Source organism: Actinomadura meridiana (assembly GCF_039537545.1).
Classification (GTDB): Bacteria; Actinomycetota; Actinomycetes; order Streptosporangiales; family Streptosporangiaceae; genus Spirillospora; species Spirillospora meridiana.
In genome coordinates, this window is record NZ_BAABAS010000023.1 from 1 (window position 1) to 16,379 (window position 16,379).

Annotated in this window: 10 protein-coding genes; 7 read left to right on the forward strand and 3 right to left on the reverse strand. The window is 63.3% G+C overall.

Going from position 1 to position 16,379, the window contains the following annotated elements; all coding sequences use genetic code 11:
* The first annotated feature begins 994 nt into the window (after positions 1 to 994).
* From ABD808_RS31685 to ABD808_RS31710, 6 genes are all read left to right on the forward strand, one after another.
* Complete coding sequence (locus ABD808_RS31685; protein WP_344904687.1) at positions 995 to 1,705, forward strand: hypothetical protein; 711 nt, start codon at positions 995 to 997, stop codon at positions 1,703 to 1,705.
* Positions 1,698 to 3,674, forward strand: coding sequence for a hypothetical protein (locus ABD808_RS31690; RefSeq protein ID WP_344904690.1), 1,977 nt, complete (start codon positions 1,698 to 1,700; stop codon positions 3,672 to 3,674). Before ABD808_RS31685 ends, ABD808_RS31690 begins: the two co-directional genes overlap by 8 nt.
* A gap of 22 nt (positions 3,675 to 3,696) precedes the next feature.
* A complete protein-coding gene (locus ABD808_RS31695) occupies positions 3,697 to 5,778 on the forward strand; it encodes a hypothetical protein (protein ID WP_344904693.1) in 2,082 nt (693 codons plus the stop codon).
* A gap of 1,252 nt (positions 5,779 to 7,030) precedes the next feature.
* Positions 7,031 to 7,486, forward strand: coding sequence for a P-loop nucleotide/nucleoside kinase family protein (locus ABD808_RS31700; protein WP_344904696.1), 456 nt, complete (start codon positions 7,031 to 7,033; stop codon positions 7,484 to 7,486).
* Between the two features lie 118 nt (positions 7,487 to 7,604).
* Positions 7,605 to 8,234, forward strand: coding sequence for a DUF5343 domain-containing protein (locus ABD808_RS31705; protein ID WP_344904699.1), 630 nt, complete (start codon positions 7,605 to 7,607; stop codon positions 8,232 to 8,234).
* A gap of 41 nt (positions 8,235 to 8,275) precedes the next feature.
* On the forward strand, positions 8,276 to 8,818 hold the full coding sequence (locus ABD808_RS31710; RefSeq protein WP_344904702.1) for a Swt1 family HEPN domain-containing protein: 543 nt from the start codon (positions 8,276 to 8,278) through the stop codon (positions 8,816 to 8,818).
* Positions 8,819 to 9,045: 227 nt separating this feature from the next.
* On the opposite strand, the gene ABD808_RS31715 is transcribed toward ABD808_RS31710, so the two are convergent.
* From ABD808_RS31715 to ABD808_RS31725, 3 genes are read right to left on the reverse strand one after another with little or no spacing between them, the layout of a single operon-like run.
* Positions 9,046 to 9,639 carry a VirB8/TrbF family protein gene (locus tag ABD808_RS31715; protein WP_344904705.1) on the reverse strand — a complete coding sequence of 198 codons (594 nt, stop codon included), beginning with the start codon at positions 9,637 to 9,639 and terminating at the stop codon, positions 9,046 to 9,048.
* Complete coding sequence (locus tag ABD808_RS31720) at positions 9,636 to 9,941, reverse strand: hypothetical protein (protein ID WP_344904708.1); 306 nt, start codon at positions 9,939 to 9,941, stop codon at positions 9,636 to 9,638. Before ABD808_RS31720 ends, ABD808_RS31715 begins: the two co-directional genes overlap by 4 nt.
* A gap of 1 nt (position 9,942) precedes the next feature.
* Entirely contained in the window at positions 9,943 to 14,643 is a 4,701-nt protein-coding gene (locus ABD808_RS31725) for an HD domain-containing protein (RefSeq protein ID WP_344904711.1), read from the reverse strand.
* A gap of 1,145 nt (positions 14,644 to 15,788) precedes the next feature.
* Between ABD808_RS31725 and ABD808_RS31730 the strand changes: the two genes are divergently transcribed.
* Positions 15,789 to 16,331: a hypothetical protein gene (locus ABD808_RS31730; RefSeq protein ID WP_344904714.1), complete on the forward strand. Its 543-nt coding sequence runs from the start codon at positions 15,789 to 15,791 to the stop codon at positions 16,329 to 16,331.
* Positions 16,332 to 16,379: the final 48 nt, after the last annotated feature.

Consider the following 16,379-nt stretch of genomic DNA (forward strand, 5'->3'; position numbering starts at 1 on the left):
CGACATCCTTCCTGATGATCGCCGGTGACCTCAGGCCAGGTGTCCGGAGAACGGGGGGAAGCTCACATCGACGTGCGACCTCAGCGCCGTGTGACACGTGCGATGACCGTGAGGGGTGTAGGCAGGGCAAGGGGCGACTGTGGCGGCATTGCTCAGCGAGATCGAGATGAGGCTCCGGGCCGTCGTGGCGCGGGGGTGGTCGGCACGATGAGGAGATGCTCGCGCTCGTGGACACCGGAAGTCAGACGCTCACGCTCGTGACGGCCCTTGCCCGTCATGCTGCTCTGGACGTTGACGAGCTGCTCGTCCAAGCCGACGAAGGCGCCGAGGACTAGCAGCTCAGGGCCGCCAAGGCTGACGACAGCCCTGACGACAACGGCGGCAATCAACCGCCACCTCGGGCACATGTCAGGCACCGTCCGACCTCGGTGGACATCAACGCGGCAGGGTGGTTGTTACTTCTGAAAAGCGAAGGTCGGCGGTTCGACCCCGACCCTGCCCACCGCCAAGCCTGTGACCAGCTAAAACGCGGTCAGGGGCACTCTCCTTTCCGGCCCCGATATCGAATTTCGACCAGCCCAGGACCGACAGCGCACCCAAGTTGAACTCCTCGGCCGCCACGTTTCCCGGCTCGCAGGGTCGGCCCTGCGAGCACGGGACGAACCCCCGATCCCACACGCTCGGCGGCATGAGCGAACGGCGAACTCCGCAAGACACTGCCGAAACCCGGACGTTCGCACTTGGACTTCCCTCGAACACCGGGTGAGCACGGGCCAGGCTTGGACTCCTCCGTCGCCGCATCCTTCTCCCCAAAATTCACGGAGAGCTACCACTGATTACGGAACATAGTCATCGCTGAACACCCCCTCTCATGTGATCTTGGCCTGAACGTTCGCGTCGGAGGCGTTTTGGAAATCCGGCTGGCCTGAAGCGTCAACTCTTTTGAGATGCGCGGAGGGTGTTGTGGCAGCTACTAAGTGCCTAGTCTGGTGCAGTGGATCAGGGATCGCAGCTGCCGGATGCCGACGAGCGGGTTACCAGCCGGGAACAAGATGCCGTGCGGCTGCTGCTGCTCATCGACGGTGTCTGTGAGTCGGTGCCTGAGGTTGATCTAGCTCAGCCTGGTCTCGGAGAAGCAGTGGGTGTCGTTAGGACGCAGGTCCGTCTCCAAAAACTGGACTTTTGGCTGCGCAATCCCGACTATCTCGCTGATGAGCTTCTGACGAAGTACGAAGAGAGCGGGGAGCGGCGGCTGCTGGAGCTGGCCGGCCTCATCCTTGATTCGGAGGAACCAGAGGTTCGGCGCTATCCCATGCTTCGACATCATTTTGGCGCCTATGAGCCCCTGGATGACGCGCTCGCCGTTTTGCGCAGCGCTGGCCTCCTGGTTCGACGTAGGCGCGGGACCGTGAACCGGGTACGTCAGCACGACTACTACCTGTTGGCGGCGGGTCGCGACGTGGCTCGCGAGCTCATCAGAGAAGCGTCCGATTTTCAGTACTACGTGGATCGGGTCGCGTTGGTGCTTGACCTGGCTGATGGTCGTGGCGGCAGCCAGCTGAAGAAGCAGCAGTACCTGCAGAGGGAGTACGCGGAGGCGGCTCGCGGCGACCGGATCGGTTCGGTAAGCGTGCGAGCCCGAGCGCGGCTCGAGACGTTGCGTCAGGCATGTGCGGCGGCGCAGGAAGGTCTCATCGATGACTGACGAGAACTCGCTGGAGGCGCGCATCGCCGTCCGGGCCCGTGCCACCGTCGATGAGGTTCGGGTGGTCTTCGAGTCTCAGGGAATTCCCTTGCTGACGCCGCCGGCGCGGCCGCGGCCCTTGAGGCTTCACCGCTTGCGTCTGGCAGGAGAGCGGACTGGCGGGCTGGAGCCCGGCCCGTTCGACACGACGTTGCCGTTCGCGGAGGGACTGACAGCCCTGGTGGCGGCAAACCTTCGTGGGAAGACGAGCGTCCTGGAACTCCTCACTTGGATTCTTCGAGGAACGCCACGCGAGAAAAGCGGCGCGATCCACTGGCTTCGCGAGGTGGACCTTGACGCGACGGTCGCAGGACAGCCCATGGGCTTCAGGCTGAATCTCGAGAACGAGGAGGTCACCTCTGCCGTCGTCATGATGGGCCCTGACATCGCTACATTGGGTTTCACACGGGAGCCCGACCCCGGGCGCGGAGTTGTCCCTCTCCTGCGTGCGAGCAGTTCAGCCAGCTACGCAGATCAGGTGCAGGCGCTCATGATGGAGTGGATGGACCTGCATCCCCTCATCAGCGCCAAGGAGGGAACCTCAGCAGTAGCACACGGCTGGCCGGCGTACTTCGGGGCGATCTACCTTCCAGCGGCACGGTCGGCGGCTCTGCTCGGTGACGTGGTCATGTCCGGATTGCCTGGCCGGCTTCTGCAGGTGTTTCTCGATCTCCCGGCCGCTGGCACGCTGACGAAAGTCAAGACGCATGCGGAGCTCATGGCGGCGGCGCGGAAGCGACGACAGCGCGATGCGACCGTCGCCCAGCAGCAGCGGTCTTCTGAGCGCGAGCGCCTCGAAGCAGAGCTGGAGGCCGCTCGAGTCCGACTTGCTGCTCTATCACCGGCCGGAACGTCGGATTCCGATCAGATCTCGCTAGCCGATCTAGCCGCGGCTACCGTGCGCCTGTCGAGGTCGGTCGCCGACAGCCAAGAGGCATGGGATGAGCTCATGCGCGCGCATCGGCAAGCGCGGAGGCAGCGTCAGCGCGACCAGAAGCTGCTGAACGACGTCCGAGAGAGCGCCACAGCCCGGCTGCTGTTCCATGGCCTTGACCCCAAGGCGTGCCCTCGATGCGATCAGGAAATTATCTCCCAACGCCGGCAGCTTGAGCGTGACACCCACAGCTGCGCGGTATGCACGCGTCTCGTGGAGGGCGACGACGAGGCGCCTGAAGAGGTCCTCGTGGAAGCGGAAGATCGTCTCAAGACCAGTACTGACGCGGAAAGGGTCGCGAAGGAGGCGCTTGACAGCGCAGAGACCGAACTCACCGAGCTTTTCGCTGCGTTGCAGTCCGCTCAGAACGAACTAAGGCAGGCTGACTCGGTCGCCCAGGTGCCCGAGCGCGCCCATGCCCGGGAGGAAGTGCTTCGCCTCGAAGGCGCGTTGAGCGTCCTGCCCGATATTCCGCCCTCGCCGGATGATCCCGCCGAAGACTTGGCGATCAAGGTGCTTCGGGCAGGTGCGCGCATCCTGGAAGATGATCACTCAAGGGAAGCTGAGAAGCTCTTCGCCGATCTGGACGCCCAGATCGCCGATCTGGGCAGGAAGTTCGGGTTCGCTTCATTGGAGTCGGTGCGGATCAATAGGGCGGCTCACCTCGAGATCACCTCTGACGGAGGGCACATCCGCACCTTTAGCGATCAGGTCGCGGGCGAGAGACTGCGCCTGCGGATAGCGGTGATCATGGCCTTGCTGCGGGTAGGAGCGAAGCATCAGGTGTCGACGCATCCGGGCCTTCTGCTGATCGACAGTCCCAAGGCCGAGGAGATTCAGGATGTCGACATCCATCTGCTCCTGCAGGAATTGAACGCTGTGGCGGAGGCCAACCAGCTTCAGGTGTTGGTCACAACAGCCGACTTCGAGCTGGCCCACGATGTGCTCCCGGCTCAGAATGTCATCGAGGCGCAAGACGGGAAACCACTGTGGTGAAGCATCTAGAAGGAGACGGTCCATGACGCAGCTGGTCGATCGTCTCAACGACCTGGCCGCGGCAGGGGAGCGAGCCGTCACCTTCCGCAGTATCGGCATGCAGGTCGATGCCGTGCGCCAGCAGATGGCGGACGTTGCTGCAGGACCCCTCGCGCCAGTCCTGGCTGAGGCCGTGGTCCATGCCTATGAGGTGTCCGACGCAACGTGGATGGACGTGGCCGCCACGTTTCCGGCCGGGTTCGCCCGGCAGCGCAGCCTCTTGGCCTTCACCGCGGCCTTCGAGTCCCTGCTGGGCAGTGCTGTCACCGTAAGCGCATTGGCCCGGCCCCTGAACGAAGCCCTGCTCGACGACTTCACCAACAACATCACCCGGCTACCGCTCCTGGCTGCTGCTCAGCTCGAGGGCGCGGTCAGGCTGGCCGTCGCGAAGGCAGTGCGGCCCTACCGGGTGTGGGAGATACTGGAAGAGATACCTTCAGACAGCCCAGAGGACTTCCTCGAGCGTCTTCCACGCATCCTGGGGGTGGCACTCGACTGCTGGGCGCAGAGCGAGACCAACGTTTCGGCCGCCGCCAGAGAACTGCTGCAACGCCTGTCGGTCATCGAAGCAGCCGATGTGGACGCAATGTTCGAACTCGGTTGCGATCACCTGCGCGGTGCTCTGTCCGCGACGGACATAGCCGAGGTTGGCACCACGATCAGCAAGGCCCGCTCTTACTTCGCCGCTGCAGAAGCCGCTGAGGAAACTCGCGACGACGCTGCGATCTACCTGGCCGTCTGTGACGCCGTCTTGGGATTCGTCGCTCACAACGCCTCTCTGGTCGCCTCGGCTGTGGAGCGCATTGAACACGTAATGGAGCGCCGACACGCCTGGCTACGCGCCACGCACAAGCCCTCTTGGCTCCAGCCACGCCTGGCAGCCGAAATTGCATGGTCAGAACTTCTGCTGCAGCTGAAAACCGCTGCGGATCTGTTCTCGGTCGAAGTATGGATGGATTCCTGGCAGGCGCTGGATGCGGTACTGGCGGCATATCGCGCCACCCGCTCCATCCGTCCACTCACCGAAAATGACACGGTGCCTGGGCTAATTGCGTTTGTAGAGCCAGCGATCGATGACGGGTTCCTGCGCAGAGAGGCATTCTTCAGTGCACTTCGGCACGCCGTCACTCAGCCACAGGACTATCCGGGGCCGATTTTCGATACGGCAACCGCGACCTCGATCCTCGCCCGGATCGAAGCTCGCGAAACCCACAGTGACCCATGCGACGGTGAGACGAACGAGGTCGACGGAGACGACGATTCCGACACGGAACCAGGCGCAGAGCGACTGTATCGGCTCGCGCCGACTCTGCTGCGCACCCTCGGAACGACGCGATCCCTGAAGCTCGCCGAGCGTCTCGACGACGCTGGCCTGGTCTGCGTCGAGGGTATCGCCTACGACAGCGACGCCGCGCGCCTCCAGGCTACCGACCCGCTCATAGTTCCGCTTCTCGATAGCCTCATCGCCGAACTTTCCTCGCACGAGTCTTTCACCGGCTACATCCGGCAGACCTTCAGCGTCCTGATCACCCAGACCCTGCTCTTCCTCAAGAGCCGGGCCGACCTGACCCGAACCAGCATCTTCGGCTCGGGGAAGAAGGGCGACCCGCCCTACGACTATCGCCGCAAGCCGGATGCGGGGCAGCGAAGCCCTAACGAAGGAGACCTACAGAGGGATTTCCATCAATGGCTTCAAAGTGGATCTCTTCAGGGTGTGGTTCAAGTTGAACCCATCAATGTTGGAATGGGACGCGCGGATGTGATGGTCCACTTCGGTTCGCTGCGCTATCTCACGGAGATGAAGCAGGAGGACGCAGACAACAGCCGTTCCTATCTCGAAGGCAAATATCTGGCTCAAGCGGCCGAATACACGAACACCAATGCGCCTTTCGGGCAGCTTCTCGTTCTCGACCTGACGTCCAAGACTTCGAGCAGCGGCACCATGCGTGTAGACGAACTCACCTGGCTGGCTAGTCACCGCCCCCAGGGCGCCACCAAGGATCGCTATGTCGTAGCCGGGATCGTGACGGGAAACCGAGTAACCCCGTCGGGCTACTCTCGCTGATCGGATCTTGAGCAAGTTCACCTTCGGATGGGGTTGCTCGCCCACAGTGTGGCCTCCTGCGGAACAACCCATGAGTTCGTGGTGTCCGGTCTCGGTACGCCCAGGCTGGGGTAGCGCCATGATGCCGGACATGCACAGTTTCCGTGCCCGAGGGCGTGTCGAATTCCTGCAGCATTCCCGAAACCGTGCTCCATCCCCAAGCCGAGCCTGTGGGGAGGCGGTGGCTATGGAGCCCGCTACGCTGCACGCCGTCCGCTCATCGGCATTAGCGGATGTCTCGGGCGCTCTTGGGGGTTGATGGATCGATGGACGCCTGTGTGGTGCGAGTCATCGTGCTCGGTGTAGACGTGATCATGATCGATCTCGGCCCGGGGCTTGACTCTGCGACGGCGTCTCGCCTTGAACACCGGACGAGTGTCGTGCGGATGCCTGTCCTGTGGCAGATCAGCAGGCGGTTGAGCGGTAGAGGTCCGTGTCCACGTGCCGTCCAGTACCTGGAGGCACTGGATGAGGGCGGCGCGCTGGCGGCAGACACGACCGAGCCGCGAACGATCAACTTCGTGCGAAGAGCGACCCGATCGGGGCAACCTCGTGAGCTACGAAATACGTCCGCAGAGTCACAGGCTCTCAGGGGCTCGCTGACGGTCGCAGTACCCAGGCGATGGTTCCGTCGTCAGGCTTGACCACTGCAGACGTTGGGTAGGTAGATCGTAGCGTTGCGTGTTAGCCTGATGGAGAACACAATCCGCTTATCGGCTTCTCGCTCGTGAGCGACCTGGGTTTTCGCAGGTCAGTACAGCGCTTGGATGTTGTGACCTGAAAAGGGGAAGGTCGGCGGTTCGACCCCGCCCCTGCCCACCACCAAGCCTCTGACCAGCAGAAACATGGTCAGAGGCACTCCCATTTCCGGCTCTGAAACCGCCTCAGGCGTATGTACAGCGCTCGAACACCTTCCGCCTATCGGGTTTCGACCAGTCCAGGACCGGCAGCGCGCCAAGCTGAACTGCTCGACCATCACCGTCACCAGCTCTCATGGCCGACTCCCGCGAGCGCGGGGCGGACCTCGCTCCCACGGGCTCAGCGGCGTGAGCGGATGCCAGCGAAGCGGGTAGTGCCCGCAGGCACAACACCCTTCAGGGGTTGGATCCGGCTCGTCGGCGTGGGGTGTGCTGCTCAGGGCCGGTCGGTCTGGCGACCTTCCATGGGGTCGGGAAGACGGAGGTTGCTCTGGCAAGGCGGTTTGGGGTGCACGGTGGAGCCCGTCGAAGGCGACGCCGATGAGACGGCGGTGTGCGCTCGGTGCGTCGCGCAGGAGGTCCGTTCTGCCTGGCACGCCCGCAACGTTGCCAACGTCGGAGCCAACCCCGTGCTGGTCCTGGTGGGCGGCTACGCCGGATCCGGCAAAACCGAGTTCGCCCGCTTCCTCTCAGACCTGTCCGGCTGGGCCCTGCTCGACAAGGACACCCTCACCCGCCGCATGACCGAACGCCTGTCGATCTCCCTGGGCGCCGACCTACACGACCGCCACACCACCACCTACCGCACCGAAGTTCGCCCCCACGAGTACCGCTCCCTGATGAACGCCGCCTACGGCAACCTCGACTGCGGCCCTGTCGCGCCGTGTCGAGCGCCCGCAGCCGATATCGACGGCCTGAGAGACGCTTTCCATCTAACCCGCCGTCCTTGCGGGTCCGCGAAGATCGTTTAAGTCTGCATATAGAACAAACTTTCGCATTCGCGAACGCGTTGCAGTAGTCGAAACATGGGTGACGATGCCGCTACATCGGCGGTATCGTCATAGTATCCAGTGTGTTCGGAGGTCGTTCATGCTTACCAAGCGCTATCTTGCGTCGACTAAGAACCTGGGCCCGATCCTCGACAGGATGGTCGAGGGAGTAGCTCCTGACAAGTTCAATGCCGAACACCTGAAAAGCATTGGATTCACTAGCAGCAATGACCGCGCTCTGATTCCGGTTCTCAAAGATCTTAAGTTCCTGACGGCAGACGGAACCCCGACAGTTCGATATCAAGAATATCGTGACCGCTCACGCTCTAAAGAAGTCATGGGGGAAAGTCTGCGAGAAGCTTATGGCGACATCTTTCGAATTAGAGAGATTCCAACTCCCGCTGACCGGCCAGCTATTGAGGGGCTTTTTAAGTCCAAGCATAACTCTTCGGACCGGGTTGCCCAATTGCAGGCAATGACTTTTATGGCTCTGCTGTCGAAAGCAGTCCTTGCGAGTGGTCGGGATAGGGGTCGCGAGGTAGAGGGCGATGAAAATAGTGATCGGTTTCGCGAAGTGAGTGTGGAGACGACTCAGCCAACGCTCAGCACAAAGTCCTCAGTCCTCACCACGGAGCTGCACTACACAATACAGATCCACCTACCGGCTACCAAGGATATTGAGGTCTTCAATGCGATATTCAGATCACTTCGTGACAATCTTCTGACATGAGTGCGCACGACGCCCTGAGGAGCTGGCTTTTTCGTAGCATAATGCTGGAGGCGGAGGCAGAGAATTTCCGGCAAGCTGGCGTCAGGGTTGGCATGGATGAAAGAGGGGCAGAGGAAAATCTTCTAGAAGAAAGCCTCGCGCCGTTTCCGCTCAACTTGCGCAACGAAGCAGTTCGCATGGGACGACTCTACGCCACCCTCTACTGCTTCGAAAACTCTGTTCGGGAACTTATCCAAGCTCGACTCAGCGAGCAAGATCCCGATTGGTGGAACACGGCCAAGGTGCCAACCAAAGTACGCAACACGGCACAGACACGAATGAATGACGCTCAGAAGAACTCATGGCTTGAAGGGGTGAATCAGGACACTCTTGGTTTCGTTGATTTTGGTGGCCTATGTGATATTATCACTCATAATTGGAATGACTTTGCGGATCTAGTGCCTTCGCAGCACTGGCTTAAGCAAAGATTTGATGAGCTGGAGCGGGCGCGTAACTTTGTCGCGCACAATCGGATGCTGTCTGCCGCAGAGTTTGCACGCCTTGAGATGTACGTGCGTGACTGGAACAGACAGGTTGGTATCTAACGTGCGAACAATGTCGAGCAACTCTCAACCGTGGTAATCGCCATATTTCGGTTCACTCACTTACGGTCATACGGCTTGTTAAAGACTGGTATAAATTCTGCCGCGTTCCCGAGCTCGAGTGGCCAACTCCTAGGAGCACGGACGAACCGCGCTCCCACGCGATCTTCGGGCAGAAGAGTGCGTTTATGACGATCACCGAATCAGATCAATATCGTCGATCGCCTCGGTCAGGAGCACTTGTCGACTGGGCGTACTGAGACCACGGTGGCCAGGGCGATCGTGTCAGTGCGGTCGGTGGTCTTGAGGGTTAGGTTGTGGCTGGCGGCGCCGATCAGTTCGCCGCACACTCGACCGGTCTGGTGCCGGACCTCCACAAGGGCAGGGTCGGGCTTGGCCGCTGGTGCCAGCCAGGTCGTCCCGATCGCGGATGCCACGCAGGCGATGGCAAGCGCGGCGAGCCACGCGGCCCAGCGGATCGCCCGCGCGATGCGCCGGACCTCCTGGCGCGTCCACCACTGGAGCCTCTCCCCGGTGCGCAGGTGCCTCTGGCCTGGCCTGCCCGACGCCGCCCTGACCGCCAGCAGCGTTGCCGTTACCAGCATCGCCAGCGCTACACCCAGCAGGGCGACGACGGCCCATTGGGCCTCCGGGACCAGCGTGGTGATGTTGTCGCGGCCCTTCAGGACCAGCACTGCGCTCAGCAGCGCGGTCAGGCCGCCGAGTCCGGTACGCCAGCCCTCGGCCTGCTTGCGGGCCGAGTCGAGCTGGGTGAACTTCAGTTCTTGAGCTTTCTGGGCCCAGCGCTTGTCGTCGAGGCTCATGGCATCTTGACTTTCCAGAAGGCGCCGCAGCCCCGGTCAAGGGCGCTTTCTGGGCGGTTGGCGTGCACGTATCCGCATTCGCAGTAGACCGTGACCGTCTCCGGCAAGGATGCGGAGTTCTTGTTGCGGAACAGGCCCTTCACCCCGTCGGGCGGGCCGTAGTCGAACGTCATGCTCGTCAGTCCGCCGCACGCCGGGCAGGTCCCGGTGACCTCCAAGCCCTCGGACGACCTGGTGATGGTGAACTCGGTCTGCGCGGGGAAGTCCGTCTCGGCGTAGGTGCGGTCTTGGTGGTGATCCATTTCAGGCAACGACACTTCCCAGGTCGAGCTCGAACAGTGTCGCGTACAGCAGCAGTTGGTTGACGATCCAGTCGGCGGGCTCCCCAGTCTCGGCGGCGGCTCGTTCGACGTGCGCCCGTGTCACTTGCCCGGAGATGGCGGGCGGGTAGCCGTCGAAGCATTCGGTGAGCAGCAGCAGATCCTGCCAGCGCACGATTTCGTCATGGCAGCCTTCCACCGGGTACGACAGCGTCACCCCGATCGGCACTAGCCGGGCTAGTCGCCGATGCGCCTCCGCCGGCGCCCATCCCAGCCGTCCCGCCGTCCGCACCAGCAGTAATGCGTCGAACTCCGAGACGGGAACCTCATCCCTATCTTGGTCAAAGGCGGTCAGTATGTCTTCGTCGTACTCGTCCGGGTAAACCTCGCAGAGAGCTTCCAAGGTCTTCTCATCCGGGTGTGGGACCGGTGCCCCGAGTTCTCGGTACGGGAGGAGCATTTGTAGGAACTCTCCGAGGGACCGGCCGGAGGCGAACGTGCCCTCGACGATGGACCTGGCGGTGATGTCCCAGTCCGTCGGCTTCTTTGCGGCCCGCCATGGGGTATTGACCAGCGCGAAGCCGATCTCGAAGAGCGGTGTCAGGTCCTCAACGTTAGGAGTGGGCTCGGGGACCTCCGCGTCAGGAAACGCAAGGAGCATCGCCCTACGGGCTTCGCCGACTGAGCAGTACATGGAGTCTGCCAGGCCGATCAGGTCAGGGTAGGTCACCGGATCCTTGGGGGAGACGAAGGGAAGGACTTCACGTGCCCAGCTTGCGACTCGCTGGGAGACACGCCGCCCCTGTGAGTTTTGCGTGATTGGCACGCACGGATTCCTCGCGGACCAACTTTTGCGACGGGTGGATGCTTGGTATCGCTGCAAGTGGATGTCGATGAATCGCAACGCTCCCGCGCCGGGCACGGTGTCGGGGGCGTCGAATGACGTCATGTCGGGCCGGACAAGGAAGCCCGCCTTCTCCAGATCGCTCAGGGAGCGGTGGGTCTCCCGTACTGAGCGTCCTGACCTGCCTGCGATCACCACGAGTTGAAGTGGCGACAAGGGCTCACCCAGGGTGCGAATCTGACGGAGGGCTTCGGTTTCGAGGGAGCTCATGCCCTCCCGATATTTCTCCCGGCCTGCAACGGTGACCCCGAGCGGGGCGAGCTTGTCACAGAGCACCAGGACCTTGTCGAGTTCACGGCCGAGGGTGGCGGCGGCTTCGACCAGATGCGATGGTCCGAGCGTGCCATCAATCCAGGGGGGCCCGCCGTTCAGGGCGGTCGACACGAGTTTGGCGTCGGCACTGCTGCAGGTGTAGTCGGCGAGTGGGCCGAGATCGATGTCGGGTGCCGTCCAGTCCGCAGGCATGAGAGCAGCCGCTTGGTCCAGCACTTCACTCATCGGGCGATCAAGCTCCTGGGATGCCTTGATGAGCCAGCCCGCCACGCATCGGCGTGGCGGCGCGCCGGGCGGAGTCCATGCCGCGAAAGCGCGGACCGGCGGGGGGTTCTCCTTCTTACAGATCACCGGTAGCGAAGGACAGTCGCGCAGCGCGCTGATATCGAGATCGGTGATCACGTAGCGGCGAAGACGACGAAGCCGGTAGGCCATCGTCTGCTCGGGGTGCGCCAGGGCCTCCAGGATCTTGTCGATGGGAACGGCATCGTCCCCGATCCAGTGGGACAACTGATCCAGCATCTGCGCATCGATCGGGTCAACGACCGGGAACCCAGCGCCGGCGGCGGCGACAGGGTGCTCGCGGATGCCGGGCTTGATCGGGACCCGTGGCGTCCACTGGCCGGTACGCCACGAATCGAACCAGCGGGCGGACAGCCTGTAGCCGCCCTCAAACCCGAACAGTTCCTGGTCCTGCGGCAAGCAGCCGGTGTCGCGTGCCGAGACCTTGCCGTCCTGGCCCCAGGAGGTTCCGATGGGGATACGCAGGTCCTCGTCCACCAAGCGTACGAAGATCTGCTGGGCGACCTCTGGGGCGGACTCAGCCACCTGCCATAGCCACGACAGGGTGAGACCTGGCCACTTCAGAAGTTCGGGGAGAGACTTGTCGATCTCCTCGCGGACCCAGTCCTTGTGCCACTCGCGCAGCTTCGTGCGGTCGACAGTGAACCGGGGACGGTGGGTGCCGTGGAGGTTGACGATCAAGCCGAAGATCTCCTCGTTGGTCCGGATGCCATCGGCAGCCAGACCGCCCTCGTCCGAGACCCACCAAAGGTCGTCCCCGCACTTCAACGACTCCACCGTCTCGTCCGGGTAGCGCAGCTCGTGCGGCTCCCACCGCTCTGCGGAGCTCTCGCCGGTGACCTCGACGCGGTAGTCGGACATCCACAGCAGTTTGCGCAGCGTTGCGAGCGCCGAGACGCGTTCGTCTTCGTCGGTGGACAGGTACAGGCGAACGCAGGTGCCGCCATCGCGTAGTTGGTCGTCCGCCGAGGTGACGTGGAAGAGGCTGCCGCTGCTGGCGATGTCGATCCGATAGGCCGTCCGTGCCGGGTCCCCGTTCACGTCCACCGGCCGCGTCACCACGGTGATCTCGTCGGCGATCATGAAGTAGCTGAAAACGCCAACGCCGAACTGGCTGTTGGAATACACCTGCAACGGCGGCGTCAGCGTCTGCCACCTGGCCTGCTCAGACCGGAATGACTCCTTGTATACGAAGCGCTCACCGGCGCTGGCGAAGACCTGCTTGAGAGTGTCGATGTCCATCCCGACACCGTTGTCCTGGCACTCGATGAACTCCCGGCCGTCCTCGTCGGCTTCCTGCCGGAACCGGATCAGGCCACTCCACCCGCGCGCAGCTTTGCCCAGGCTACCTAGGCTCTGGAGCCGGACATCACGGTACCGGCAGGCATCCAGCGCGTTCTGGTAGAGCTCCCGGATCGCCAGCGAAGGGTCATCGTAGAGCTGGCGCCCCATCAGCAGCTCGCGGATCTTGTCCTCGGCGAGCCGGAAGCGCGAGAGTGGCACCTGAAAGGCGAGCGTGTTGTCCGACCGGGTCTCGGGTCGCAGGCTTTTGTCGGTAAAACCAGCGGGCAGAGCGGCGGCGATCTCTTCATCGAAAGACAGCTTGGCGATGCTCTTGCGGGCTTCGGTGGCGCGGCTGACGACGTCCTCGAACACCGCGTATTGAGCCGGGTGATGGCAGGACATCCGCAGGTCGAGTTGGTCGCCGCGATGCTCCCAGCGAAGCTGGTCCGCGGTGTTCTTCACCGACGACAGCGGCAGATCCATCCGAGTTCCGATGTGGTCGGCCAGCACTGGTGGCATCCGGCGCAGGTCCGCGGCGAGGATGCCGCCGAGCCAGAGCAACGAGGCCAGGGCCCGCCACCGATCGTCCACATACGGGGCGGAAAGCCCATCCAGCACGAGTGAATCAGCCGGGTGAGCACCCACCGCACGCAGCAGCGTCTCCACCAGCTTGAGGATCTCGCCACGTGCCATGCCTCGGGCATCGGGTTCCAGCAGGCGTGCCCCGTCCTGGTAGCGGGCACGGGCGGCCGAGTTCAGCCACACTGACTGACGGGCGGCGAGCCACTGGTGCACCAGCCACATTGCGAGCGCGTCTCGTTCGTCGAACAGACCACGCCGCTCCAGCCCCTCGGCCCGGCGAACCATCTGCTGATGCTCCTCGTGTGTCAACTCCAGGTCCGTGCGCGCCCCGTCCTGATAGGTGCGGGTGAAGTTGGTCGGTTGAATACCCGCCGCCAGCCGGATCCCCTCGACGAGCACGACCTCGCGCAGGAACGGGGCGGCAACGAGCACAGCAGCCTCCGCCGGGGTGAGGCACGGGCGCTCGCCGAGCAGCCGAGCGACGCCCTCCAGGACCCGGACGGGATAGTTCTGATCGAACCACGGGTCTTCGATACCGGTCCGTGAACGGAGAGCCTCGTAGGCGTCGCGCCACTCTCGCGCGCAGCCCTCGACCAAGGCCAGCGTCTGTCTGCGCGTGGCCTCTAGGCCGTGCTCCTTCTGGCCACACCGCTGCCACAGGTCCGCGCTCTCGGCCGCCCGCTGCCACGCCCCCGCCAGTTCGTCGCCCTCGCAGACGACAATGTCCTTGGCGTCGGCCAGCATCGACGGATGCGGGACACTGGGCGACTGGCGCAGTTCCTCGTTCCGCGCCGCCCGCCGCTGTACCTCCTGGGTCACTTCCTCGACGACCCGGCCGAGCGTCCGTGCGTGGTGGCGCCGGTCCAAAACCTGTGCCAAGGCCTGGGTGAAGACGCTGCCGGTCTCGGTGTAGTGGCAGCGCTGGCCCGCTTCGCATCCGTTAACCAGGACAAAGGAACCGCCGGACGGAAAGGGCACATGGCCGCCCGCCGGGACGGTCTCTCGCGCGGGGTCGTCACGGCAGGCGTCGACGAAGAAGACGACTAGCCGCGCCTCGCAGCCGCTGAGATCGGCCGGAACCACTGGCACCAGGGTGCCCGGATCGTCGGCGTGGGCGTCACTCGGCACGAGGAAGTCCCGGCCGTCGACGCTGACGCCATGACCGGAGAAGTACACCAACAGCAGGCCGCCGCGTGGGACCTGCGCGCATGCTTGCTTGATCTCGCGTTTGACCCGGTTTAGCGTCGGCTCGTCCTTGCCACCGTTGAGGCCGAACGTCCGCACCTCGTAGTCGGACTGGGCAAGGGCGTGTTCCACGCGGTGGACATCACTGCGCACTACACGGTCGATGTCGCTGAAGCGGCGGTCGTCGCACTCAGGGACTCCGATGAGAAGCGCATGACGCCCAGTCACAAGCGACCCCCAGCCTGACTCGCTGCCAAAACGCGCAGGGAAGACTTTATCCGGCTTCTCTAATAGAGGACGTGACTTCGTCATCGCCGACATATGACGGAGGTTCCCAGGCGCCGTGCAGCTGGTCACTGCCCGTCTGTGGCGGTCGCGAGGCACCGTGGAATGGGCGCCGAACGCCGCCGGAAGGAGCGGTTCCAACTGTTTCACGGCACTTAGCATCCTCTTTCGGCATGAGCGGACACCCCTTGCGTCCATAGGGCCGATGGACGCCGCTGTCGTGGAGCCATCGTGTGGGTCCGAAGTGATCATGGTTGATATCGGGCTCTGGGGCTCGACCTACGACGGCGCCTAGTCTTTGGACACCAGACGGAGGCCCTTGCGGGTGCCTGTCGTGCGGCAGATCGGCAGGCGGTGGGGCAGCAGAGGCCCTGATCCATGTGCCGCCAGCTATCTGGACGCCCTAGATGAGGCTGTCGGCGGACACGATCGGCCGCGAATGATCAGCTTCGCACCGAAGGGCAACCTGGTCATGGCAAGGCCGTGAGTGAAACATCATCGCAAGGGTCACCAGCTCTCCGAGGGCTCGCTGGCGGTTCGCAGGACCAAGCGATGGTTTTACTGTCAGGCTTGGCCACCGTGGACGTTGGGTAGGTAGGTCGTAGCGCTGCGTGTTAGCCTGGTGGGGAACACAATCCGCTTATCGGCTTCTCGCTCGTCAGCGACCTGGGTTTTTGCAGGTCAGTACAGCGCTTGGACGTTGTGACCTGAAAGCGGAAGGTCGGCGGTTCGACCCCGCCCCTGCCCACCACCAAGCCTCTGACCAGCAGAAACACGGTCAGAGGCGCTACCATTTCCGGCCCTGAAACCGCCTCAGGCGGATGTACAGCGCTCGAACACCTTCCGCCTATCGGATTTCGACCGGTTCAGGACCGACAACGCACCCTGTCCGCGACACCGGGCTAGCGGCGCGGGCCGTCCGCTCCCACTCGGGGGTGCACGTAGAAATCTGGTGCATCGCCAACGGTGGCAGCGCCATGATGGGCACTCGCAGCCTGAACCCCGGGGGAAGCATGACGCAGGAAGAACTCGTCCAGTGGGCCAAGAATGAGCAGGACCGTCTTGCCCAGTTGGTCCGAGACCGGCAGGAAGACCTGGGGGGCACGCTGGCCAGCATCGCCTACGCCCCGGTGTCGGCCGCGATCGAGTTCCTGCGAATTCAGGCGCCCGGCTCAACATTCCTGTCTGTAGCCGAGGGCGCGGTCCGTGCAACCAAGTTCGACGCCCTGACGGCGATCGATCAGGTCAGAGGGAGCTTGGACCGCTGGGTCGCGTTTGTAGAAGATGGCCTAGCGCAGGTGCGTCCCTTTCCGGTAGAGGCACGCATAGCCGCAGCGACCGACCTCATGGAACAGGTTCAGCAACTGCTCGACGACGACCCCAGGCACATAGCCGCACCCGTGGTGCTCGCTGGCGCCGCGCTAGAGGAGTTCCTCCGTTCCCGTATCGAGGCCCGCGGCCTGACCGTCACCATGAAGCCGGGCATCAACACTTACGCTGGAATGCTTCGCGCCGATGGCGACCTCACGGCCCAAGAGGCAATGCCATTTAGTTAAGCCGCTGGGCTGAAGAGGTGGATTTCTGGTGGGTTTGGGTGCTGCATG